Origin of the sequence: Burkholderia sp. 22313 (assembly GCF_052045245.1) — a bacterium.
In the GTDB taxonomy this organism is placed as follows: domain Bacteria; phylum Pseudomonadota; class Gammaproteobacteria; order Burkholderiales; family Burkholderiaceae; genus Burkholderia.
In genome coordinates, this window is the sequence record NZ_JBQEON010000027.1 from 19107 (window position 1) to 30359 (window position 11253).

The window sequence follows — 11253 nt, forward strand, 5'->3', positions numbered from 1 at the left end:
GATTTCGGCATGGATTAATCCTGCTTTCGCCGTCAACTTACCCCCCCCTATTCAAAGCTGACTCATACAGATCGAGAGAATCCCGAACGCGGCGCATTTCTTTCCCGAACAATTCCTCTTGATCCCTCTTCAAATTGATATACCACTCCAGATCGTCGGCTTCTTCGTTGTACGCACGCAGATCAGCATCCGTCAAACCGTGTGACAGCGCCAATTCCCGCAACAAGGCCTTGATTCGATTCAGTTCCATACCCCCTTACCTTCCCGCAAGAAATGGATTTATTTCATCAAAACACATAGATTGATCTGGCATCTGTCTGGCAAAAAAACCCTCGAACACCATACGAATTCGCTCGCGAAATTCATAGATCTCATCTCGATTGAGATTCTTTATTTTAAATAAATCCTCTGGATCGAGATGCGAACATATCGCATTCAGTACGTTACTGAAAATTTGAAAAACTCCCAAATACATATCTTCAATATCCGCCCCTTCCGAGGCAAGCCTATACAGCGCCCACTCTAAAAGCCAATATTGCCCCCAATCCAAAATACTCTGCTCATGCAATAAGCCAGAAAAAGAATTCTCATCATAGTTCGGCGATGAAAATAGATTCTTAGCAACAGTCGATTTTTGATCCATATTTCCACCTGCGCTCATCAATTCACTTAACATTCAGTTTGCGACCGGAGCCAGCATTTGCCTTTTCGGCGTTTACCGACCCATCCAGATTAACAACATTCTTGAAATTACCGCTACTATCAAATACTTCAAGATGATCCTTATGCAGTCCATCAAGATAAAAAAGGTCACCCTTGCTAATGCCAGAGCCTACATCAGCGGTTGCCTTATAGACATTCTGACCTTGATATCGATAGTTGGTCTTCTGCGAAGCATCGCTCAAGCCTGAACCGAATCCATCAGTGTTGAAAAACTGCTTCATGTTGCCAACCGATCCTTGATTCGGCTTGTATCCCGCCATCGTGAGCGGGTCGTTCATCATTTCCTGAAGCCAATCGGGCGTCGCAGCCGTGATGATGGCTTCGACCACTCTTTGTGCACCAAGCGGACTGATCAGCGGTCCCGCTTTCGCACTCGCATCAAGCTCGGTCGAATTATCGATAATGGCATTGTCCCCCTTGTCCCGGCTTTGTCCCGTAAAACCCGGCAACTTGAACCCTGACAACCAAGTAGGCGGGGGTGCCATCTGCGGCAGCGCTGCCTGATTATTCTCGACTTCTATCTTAGCTGCACCTGCTGCCGTCGCGATATCCTGACCTGATATCGCAGCTACACCAGCAACCAAGCTCGACACTAGATTGTCACGCGCTTCGCGCTCTTCGACGGTCATATTAGTCGTCGGAGCCATCAAGCTCCCAATCACTGAGCTTGCGGCGGCTCCCATTGCGCCAACGCCACACGCCTGACCGCCCGCCGCTGCGCCAGCACATCCCACGATCGCATGGAGTGCTGCACGCGCATCTTCACTGCCGAGGCTATCGGCGATTTGCTTGACTTGATTCGCACCAAGCTGTTGCACGTACGCGATCGTCGCATTTTGCGCGAGTTGGCCCATGCCGCCCGTTACGTTGCTACCGGCTGCGACCGTCAGCGCGGTCAGCACCTGACGATACGTGCCGCTCGGCCCCCACTCTGCTGTCAACTGATCGGCCCGTTGTTGGGCCGCCGCTCGTTGTTCCGGCGTGAGATTCGGATCGTTTGCCGCCGCTTTTGCTGCATCCGCTTCCTTCGCGCGGTTGGTCACGAAAGTGCCAGCCTGATTCACAAACTGACTCGTGATGTCAAAACCGGCCTGAATCTTGTCCTTATCGAAAATCGGTGCGAGCGCACCGCCCGTGTTTGACGTGTCGCGGTTGATGCTCGCGACGGCTTCGGCAGCAGTTTGCCCCGTCAATTGCTGCTGTTTCGCGCTATCGGTAATCGTCAGCGCGCCGCCGCTCACACCGCTGCGGGTTGTCGAACTAGCATCATCGGACGCGCTCATCGCGATCGGTGGTGCGACTTGCAAACCCGGTGCACTGCCGCCGTTGGTCTTCGGCAGCGTCGTTCCCGGAACCGGATTTACGTTGTCAGCAGTGCCCTTCTGGTTTTTGCCGATATCCCCGCCGTAGCCGCCCGAAATTCCGGCCGAGGAAGCATCATACGATGCGTGATTCTGGATATCGCTCGAAGTGAGCGTTGCCGTCGTCAGGCTGTTCACGCCATCCCGAACAGCTTTATCGCTGCTCGCAATGACGCCGCCTTTCAGATCGGTATTGCCGTTCACGTTGATATCAAATCCGCCATCGCCAGCTTTGATACCCGACTGTTCGCCAACCGCCGCGTAGTCACTGTTCATCTTCTGCTGACTGATGTTCCCGGCCACGCTCGATGCACCGTAGCAAATCGGCGGCACACAGACGTTGACAGACACACCGCCGCTCGCCTGCTTCGAATCGTAATGGCTTGTGTCTTGCAGGCTCTTGATATTCAGATCGCCACCAACGTCTGCGATTACCTGTTTACCGCTCGCGACAGCGCCGGTCAGGTTCGTATCGCCGCCTGATTGCAGCGTGAGCTTATTGCCCGCAGCAACGTTTGTGTTTGTCCACGTCGTATCGTTGCCATCGCCATGACCCTTCGTACCAGAGACGCCAGCCTGAAACGAAATGCCATTCGATTTACCGACACCAAACGTCACGCCGATACTGGCGCTCGATCCGCTGTTCTTGCTCTGTTGGCTGTCGGTATTTTGCGCAGCTTGAAGATTGATATCGCCCTGCGCGTTCAACGTCGCATTGTGGCCTGCGCTGAGAGTGCTGCCGATCACATTGATATCGCTATCGGCCCCTGCGCCCGCTGCTGCGATATTCAGATTATGGCCTGCCGATACCGTGCTGCCGACTGCCGTATTGGACGACGCCGATGAACTGCTATTGCTGTGGCTCGTACCAAGCGACACATTGATGCCGACACCTCCCACACTCGTCGGATCACTCATAACAGCATCGTAGGCATTCTTCCCCGCAAGGCCGGTCGTTGCTGCCGCCAGCGCAGTCAATCGTGCATCGCCCTTCGTCTGCTTGACATCCTTGCGCATCTGGTTTGCCGTCTGCACTGCCGCGATAACGGGATTGCTTATGCCCGCAGAAATTGCCGTTTGACTGAACGACTGCTGTTCGTTCTGTGTAGCGGTATTTCGCGCCTCGTCAATCGTTACTTTCGTGGCTCCGAGATTAATGTCGTTCCCTGCGTGCAGCGTGCTGCCTGTGACATGCAAATTCTCGCCCGCACTGATGTTCAGGTTGCCATTCAGCGATCCGATCATGCTGCCGTTGTTCGTGACCTGCGTTGCTTGCTGCGCATCCGTGGTTTTGCGCACGCCGATCGTGTAACCCTGCAATCCGCCGTCAAGCTGATTCAACGGATTCAGGCCCGACAGGAAACCATATTCGCGCTTCGAATAGTAGCTCTCGGAGGTTTGCGTGTCCTGCGACGTGGTGATATTCACATTGCCCGCAGCAGCGAGCCTCACGTCGTTCGTACCAACGACATTACTTCCCTGTAGCGTCAAATCCTTGCCCGAACGAATCGCAACAGTATCGCCCGACACGGTGCTCGCGACACCGATATTCGCGTGCGTATCCTGCATCGTGTCCGTGGTTGAACCAGAAACGAAGCTGCCACGTTTTGCCTGTGTCTGGACAAAACTATCGTGCTCTTCCCGGCCTTCATTGATCGTGACGTTTCCAGTCGCGGCGATGCTGGCCGCGCCCGTGCCATTGTCTTTGCCGTTCGTGACACCTGCCGTCAACGACGAGCCGGTCAACGTCACATTGCCTTTGTTCGAGTCCGCGCTGACTGCCGCAAGCGTCGCATTGCCGCCTGCCGTGAATTGCGTGCCAACAGCGTGCTCGTCATAGTTGTGATCGACTTCCTTGCGCGTCTTGCTGTCCGCCGCAACGTTATCGAGCTTTGCGGTATCCGTGACCGCCGTCGCCGTCAAATTCGCGCCTGCAAGCGCAGACAGATCTTTTCCAGCGGATACGGTCGCGCCCTTCAGCGTCATGTCGTTACCGCTTTGCATCCCCAAGCTGCCGCCTGCGGCGATGCCGCTCGTCACGTTCTTCGTCGTGGACTCTTCCCAATGATGCTGATCGTTCAGATACATCGACTGGTTCGTCGTGGACTGGACCGTATCGACGTTGATATCGCGGCCAGCCGTCACCAGCGCGTCGCCGCCCGCCGACAAATTCGCGCCGTGAATGCTCAAATCGCGCGCGGCCTGAACCGACAGGTCGCCCGTCGCCGCGATCGTGCCTTGCTGGCCGATCAGACTTGTATTGACCTTGCTCGCACCCAACGCCCCCGTTGCGCCAACCGTATCGACCAACGTCGTATTGACGATATCCCGGCCTGCCAGCACGGCAACGCGGTTACCGGTAATCATGCCCGACGCGTTCACGACATCATTGGTCGCCGAGACGACCGTTGTACCGTTCGCGCCGTTACTCGAAATCGAGCCACCGCGGTTCAGAATATCGGTTGCCGTGACGACCGTTTTTGTACCACCCTTGATCACGCCGCTATTCGTCGTGCTGCCGGTCGCGTGAATTTCCACGTCATCCGCCGCGATCAGCGCGCCGGTCGGTTGCAGATCGTTCGCGTGCGTCTGGGCAAGATAGACAACCGGTGCAAGCACATGCGTCGTGCTGCCGTTCGGCAGCGTCACCGTCTGATCAACCAGCCAGACGATATCGCTCGTCAATGCATCCATCTGCGCAGCCGTCAGCGCCATACCCGGCATCATGCCGAATTCTTTCGCGTAACTCGCACCGTTCGTCATCAGCGCACGATATTCATCCTCGGCACTCGCGTAACCCGGCAGGAAAGTGCGCCCCGTCAACTGCGTGACCTGATTGCGCACCATCTGCTGTTCATACATCCCGTCGCCGAGACGCTTTTCGATGCTCGCCGGGTTCAGGTTCAACTGGCCGAGCATGTAGTCGCTCGAAATGAAATTCGTATAGCTCGTCAGGCGCGGATCAGTGACGATCAAATACGGTTGGCCGGGCGCGTCGTGAATCGAATATAGACCGCTCGTCGGCAACGTGATCGACAGCGTGCCGGTCGCATTAGCAACCGATTGCTGCGCACCCACCGGCGTCGATGATCCGCCTGCGGCACCAACCGGCGTCAGCTTGCCGCCGGATACACCGTCATTGGCCGAATTATTTCCGAGCGTGCCGCCGGTTGCGCCCGTCGAGGAATTCTGCGCCGCAACGTTCTGGTTGTTGACATCCTTCGCGTCGATGTTCACCGACTGGTTGGCGATGATGGTGCCGCCCGTGCCGCCGATGGCAACCGGCGTATATACCTTCGAAGGCTGAACGATGGTGCCGCGATCCTGCGTCGTATCCTCGTTCCACGCATACATCGACACGATATTGTCGGTCTGATACTGATACAGCGTCCGCCCGACGTTGTTCACGACCGTGCCGCCGTAGCTGCCCGAGCCTGCACTACCGGATACGTCCGAATCGCCAATCTTGATTGATCCACCCGCCGAGATTGCACTGTATTCGTTGTTGATCGTGCCGACGTTCTTCATCACGATATTGTTGCCAGCCACGAGTTGCGCTTGCTGCGCTTGACTCGTCACCTTGTCTTGCTGAGTCGTGGATGTCGTATCACGCCAGATTTCGACCCGCTGATAGCCGTTGTGGCCGTCGCTGCGCGTCGCGTATTCGCTGTCGGGAACATAGTTGACGTGCGGGTCATAGGCGTCCCAATAGTTGACCGTAACCGTACCGTCCGCGTTGGTCGTCAGCGCGTTGTAGTAAATCGTCTGCTGCTTGCCGTTCACGTTCACGACCAGCACCTTGTCGGTCGCATTCGGTCCGGACGTTTCTGATACAACCTGCGAAGGACCATAGGTTGAAGTAAGCGGCGTCTTATAGCCGTTCACCCACATCGCCTGTGAACAGCCACCGTTCGGGTCCGCATTCATCGTCGCGCACACGATGTATTTCTGGCGCTTGGTTTCGTGCTTGCTCGTCGTGCTCGTGGTTTCAGTGGTGACCACCGGAGCCGGACGCGTGTTCGTGAACGTACCGGCCGCGAGTTCGATACTCCCCTGCGCTTCGATCGTGGACTGATCGTTCAAGACATTTTGCGTGCGGTTTGCGAGAAACCCGTTCGCATCGCGCTGACCGTTCGCTGCGATATTGATATCGCCGACGCTATACAGGTTCGCGCCACCCGTGTTCGACAACTGGTTCGACGCGTACAAATTCAATTGGTTGGCAGCGGCGAATACGGCAGCGGCACCCGTGTTGTTGATCGTCGCCGCGTTCGTTGTGACGTTGCTGCCGATGACGGTGCCGGTGTTGTTGAACGTCGTGCTGTTGTTCGTGACGGTATCGCCTTCGATGCGACCCGCGTTGTCGATCGTGCCGCCATTCGCATTGACCGTCGTGTTCGCGGAATTCAAATCCGCGCCGCTTTGGTTCTCGATGTTTGCCGCATTCACGGTCAGCGCACCGTTGGCATCCAGCACACCTTGGTTTGTGAATTTTCCCGATGTCGTGAAATTCAGATCGCCGTTCGCATGCAGCTTGTTCGCGCTGGTCTGCGTGTAATCGCTACCAAGCGTCACCATGCCATTTCGACCGGCGACGATCGAACCATCGCCCGTCAACGTGCCAGTGCTCAGCGACAGGTCCTGATCGCTGCCGATCGCGCCATTCTGGTTTGTCAGCGTCCCGGTCTGAATCGACACGCTGCCGCCACTGCCTGCGTCGTTGCCGATTTTTCCGGACGTGTTGTCGATCGATGCGGTGTTCAGCGACAGCGCACCATTTGCGCGAATCGACCCGGCCTGATTCGACAGCGCAGCATTTGCCGCGCTCAACTTGAGGTTGTTCGCGGCTGACAGCACACCGCCGTTGTTATTTGCGTTGCTGCCAATGTTCAGCGTGAGGTCGTGCCCTGCGAGCGTTTGACCGCCTTGTGCATTCGTCAACGTTTGCGCGGTCAGCGTCACATCGCCATTACCGCCAATCGTGCCCGCCCCCGCTTTTCCGGATGCGTTCGTGTTCGTGATCGACGCACCGCCGTCGATCGTCGTCGCGCCCGTGCCGATATTGACAATGCGGCCATCGCTGTTATCGACACTGCTCCCTGACAGCGCGAGCGTCGAATTCGTACCGTTCGATTCGATTTGCCCCGTACTGTTGCTGATCGCACCCTGTGCCCGCAGCGTCAAATTTCCATTCGCTTGCACAAGACCGGCCGCGTTCGTGATTGCGCCGTTCGACTGTACAGAAAGCGCCTGCCCTGCCAACAGCGAACCGCCGGAGTTATCGACGCTGCCTACCGACAATGACACAGCACCGTTACCGCCAATGGTGCCGCCAGCCGTATTCGTCAACGCGTTTGTCGTCGCAACCGACAGTGCGCTCGTACCGACATTTTTGACCGAACCACCGTCGTTCGCGAGACTGTCGGCCGTCACCGAGACGCCGTTGTTTGCTTCAATCGTGGCCGCGCGATTATCGACTGCACCTTGCGCCTTCAGCGTAATGCTGTCTGCGCCGATGTAGCCGCCTGCATGATTATAGAGCGATTGAATATCGAACGCCGCCTGCCGTTGCGCGGCAAGCGTACCGGCGCTATTCGAAACAGCGGCAGCCTTCACGCTCAATGCGCCATTGGTTGCGATCGTACCGCCTTGATTCGACATCGCGCCGGTTGCGATCGACAACGTACCGTTGCCAGCGTGGGTAATTTTTCCGTGATCGTTGATCAGCGTCGCAGGCGTCAGGTTCAGGTCCGTGCTGTTGGTCTGAATCACACCATTGCTCGAATTATCGAGCGTGTTCGAGACGGCGACGTTCATTGCGCCGATTCCGGTTTGTGTAATCGTGCCGCCGTGGTTCGACAAATTCGTCGCTTCGAGCGACAACTGTGCTGCCTGCATCGAACCCGCATCATTGCTCAGCGACGCGGCGTTCACAGTCGCGGATTGTCCGGCCGTGATGCTGCCCGAACCGTTCGTCAGTTGCGCGCCTGCGTTGATCGTTGCATTTTGCGCGGCCGACAACGCACCGCTGCCGTTGTCGAGTGATTGCGTGCCGACTTGCAGATTCGTTTGAGCACTGACCGTGCCGTGGTTAACGACGCTGCCCGACTGAATCGCCACACCGCCGTTGCCACCGATGACGCCGCCTTGCGTGCCGTTTGCAGTCGTGCCCGCTGCGTTTGTCAGTTGCCCCGTCGTCGTGATCGACAAACCATCCGAATTCAACGACGTAACGCGACCGGCCGAATTGTCCAACGAGCTTCCGGAAATATTCATTCCGGCCGCGCTCTGGATCGTGCCTTGGTTGTTCGCGATCGCGCCGCCGTGCAGTTGCATCGAACTTTCGGAAACCAGCGTGCCGGATTGGTTCGCGATTGCGCCGCTCGACTGCACATTCAGCGGACCTTGCGCCGATACCTTACCGCCTTGGTTCGAAATACCGCCTGCGGTCAGGGTTGCGTTGCTTTGGCTCGACAGCGTGCCGTGATCATTGATCAACGCCCCTGCTGCGTTCGCGTTGAGCGCACCTTGCACACTCGTTGTCGCATTCGAAAGGTTCAGGTCCCCGGCGTTCGCATTCAACGACAGATTGCCGTTCGCAGCCGTCTGACTACCGGTGAGGTTCACACCGCTGCCGGAAATCGACGCGTTGCCGCCTGCGACGTTCTGCCCGGTCGCCGTAAGCTGGCCGGTGCTCGACAGGTTCAGATCGCCACTATGGCCGACAGAACCATCGTTATTTACTCCCGCGCCCAAGGTACCGGTCGAATTGATGCCGCCCGCGTTGACCGTCGTGTTCTGTTGCGCCGCGAGCGTGCCGCTGTTCGACAACGTACCGGATGTCGATACATTCACGCTCTGCTGTGCATACGTCGTGCCGGAATTTTGAATACTGTTCGCAGTTGCGGTAAGATTGCCGCTCGCGTTTGTCTTGCCTGTGAGTACGAGTTGACCGTTCGCTTGTAGCGTCAAGTCGCCTGCTTGCGCAGCGATCGTCCCGGCGTTCGCGACCCCGACACCGAATTCGTTCGATGCAAGCAGGATACGATTGGCATACATGCCGCCCAATTGGCTGACATCAATCGCAACTGCCGGTGCGGCACCATCGCCAGCGATCGGCGTCGCAACAAGTGTGTCGTGGTTGACTTGGTTCGCACCGGCGACGACGTTTAGGTTCTTGGCGTAAATCGCAGCGTTCGCTTGGACAGCACGCGAAATCAAGTCAACCTGATCGACGTTCGCGGCATTCAGGCCCGCGCCTTGCACGGTGATCAGACCGCGATTGACGTTGTAGCCCGCGAGCGAACCGTCCGCTCCGTAGTACGGTTGCCCCGTCGTCAATGTGGCGCGTGACGTATTGATGAAGCCCCCACCATCTACGACAATGCCAGCCGGATTAGCGATCACTACTTCCGCACGACTTCCCGCGACCTCAACGTAGCCTTTCAGTTGTGTCGCGTTCGCGCTGTTGACTTGGTTGACAATGATCCGCGCGGACTGCCCTGCACCGAAATTCGGGTTGCCGTTGATCATCCCCGCCTGCTGCGTGTTCACCAGCGTCGGCGAGTTGTTCAGGATCGCGCCCGGTTTTTGTACATCGAACTGGTTGTACGTGTTCACCGACACGCCCGCGCCCGACGGCGCGGCAATATTCACTTGCGGGATGCCGCTCTGCGTCTGAATAACGTGCGTGCTCGTGCCCGGCGTCGGCGCAATTTGCGCGAAGCTGAATAACGGCACACCGAACAGCAATGCGGCCGCCATTGCGATCGGTTGCCACACGATGCGTAATCCCGGAGCACTCGTGCCCTGCGAATTCTCGGCTGCACGCGGCGAACTGCCGTTTTCCTGAACGACCATCATCGCGCCCCGTGCGCGGTTGAATATCACCCGATAGCATTTATTGTTCATTCTTCGTTCGACGCGGTTCGCACCGCTTATTCAAATTCTGTTGAATCGACATCCGGTCGTGCCGGTTGTCGGTATGCGCGACCACGGCCGGGCCGCGCAGGATTCGCGAGGATAATTCTCTGTCGCACGTCAAAAAATCAGCGTTTGCGTGCTTGGTCTCCGTGATCCTTGAGCGCGATCGTACCAGACGCGACACAAGCCACAGTGTCAGGAATCATCAGATCGGCTGAAGAAGAATAATTTTCCGCTCTGGAATACATCGGATTCTTTTCAAGAAACGATAATTAACAGTTTTACTGCATTTATAGAACTGTTAATTCGAGATTGCAGAGGCGCTACCCCATGATGATCACCTCTCAATCTTGAACGCACCGCGAGCCGAAAAACGAAGCGAATTGGCACGCCCGAGCGATCACGGCCTACATGGATCGCGCGCTGGATAGGTTCGCTTGCGGACGCGGCCGAAATTAGAGATATCGGCTCGCTGACGATTGACAAATCGGCCGGAAAGTTGCGCCGCAACAAATGTCAGAATTGATGACCGGCTCGTTGCTCGCAAAGTGTGCGACCACACAACAACCTTTCGTCGGGTTCGCTGACCGTCTACGACACCGCCAAGTATGCTGAGACTAAATCCCGGCAAGCTCCCGCGCACTGCGCTACAACCGCCCCTTCGCTCGACTAGGAAGTAGCGCTGAAATTTCGCGGCGCTCACGATTACTTGCTTACGTTACATTCGACGCATCCCATCCCGGAATTAGGAATGTTGCTCGTCAAAATGGGAATCGGCCGGAATCAAGGAAAGTAGTACAGCAAGCTCCGGTGCATAAATTAAAGAATTTCCATCGATCTTACAGAGCAACAGCCACGCGAGCGACGCACGATCAGCTTCTGTTGCGCCTCGTTAGCTGGCGATCACACGGCCAGCTTGCTTTCTTCCTGCTGGAACCCCTCGATGCGGGTGGTAAGCCGTTGCACCCGCGTCAGCGACCAGACACCGCCGCACGGGCATGAGAATTTTCGCCATGCATGCCGGAACCAGACAGCGAGATGATGTCACTTCAGACGCTTGTCAGCTTATAATTAGCGTAGGTTTTGGGGTATCCGGCGTCGAGCCTGCATCACGTGACGCCCGTTACGCGTGGCGAGCGCGTCGCGTCGTTCTTCTGGATCCAGAGCATGGTGCGCGACGACGGCAACCGCACGCTGCTGTTCCAGCTCGATACGCAGATCCAGGCGCTGTCCGCGGAAAAAGGCG

General features: G+C 56.9%; 3 protein-coding genes and 1 pseudogene. 1 reads left to right on the forward strand and 3 read right to left on the reverse strand.

Annotated elements, in window-relative coordinates; genetic code table 11:
* Nucleotides 1-37 precede the first annotated feature (37 nt).
* From ACTJKF_RS21480 to ACTJKF_RS21490, 3 genes are read right to left on the reverse strand one after another with little or no spacing between them, the layout of a single operon-like run.
* Nucleotides 38-250, reverse strand: a complete 213-nt coding sequence (locus tag ACTJKF_RS21480; protein ID WP_440625884.1) for a hypothetical protein — start codon at nucleotides 248-250, stop codon at nucleotides 38-40.
* 6 nt (nucleotides 251-256) lie between these two features.
* Nucleotides 257-661 (reverse strand): hypothetical protein, encoded by a 405-nt coding sequence (locus tag ACTJKF_RS21485; RefSeq protein ID WP_440625886.1) that lies wholly within the window; start codon nucleotides 659-661, stop codon nucleotides 257-259.
* 4 nt (nucleotides 662-665) lie between these two features.
* A complete protein-coding gene (locus ACTJKF_RS21490) occupies nucleotides 666-9995 on the reverse strand; it encodes a hemagglutinin repeat-containing protein (protein ID WP_440625888.1) in 9330 nt (3109 codons plus the stop codon).
* 1101 nt (nucleotides 9996-11096) lie between these two features.
* Here ACTJKF_RS21490 and ACTJKF_RS21495 point away from each other — a divergent pair.
* Nucleotides 11097-11253 (forward strand): annotated as a pseudogene (locus tag ACTJKF_RS21495) (PKHD-type hydroxylase); the annotation flags it as partial.

What these genes read in the sequence shown, in the direction of transcription:
- ACTJKF_RS21480 (WP_440625884.1), bottom strand. Translation starts at nt 250, where the DNA reads ATGGAACTGAATCGAATCAAGGCCTTGTTGCGGGAATTGGCGCTGTCA.
- ACTJKF_RS21490 (WP_440625888.1), bottom strand. Translation starts at nt 9,995, where the DNA reads ATGAACAATAAATGCTATCGGGTGATATTCAACCGCGCACGGGGCGCG.
- ACTJKF_RS21485 (WP_440625886.1), bottom strand. Translation starts at nt 661, where the DNA reads ATGAGCGCAGGTGGAAATATGGATCAAAAATCGACTGTTGCTAAGAAT.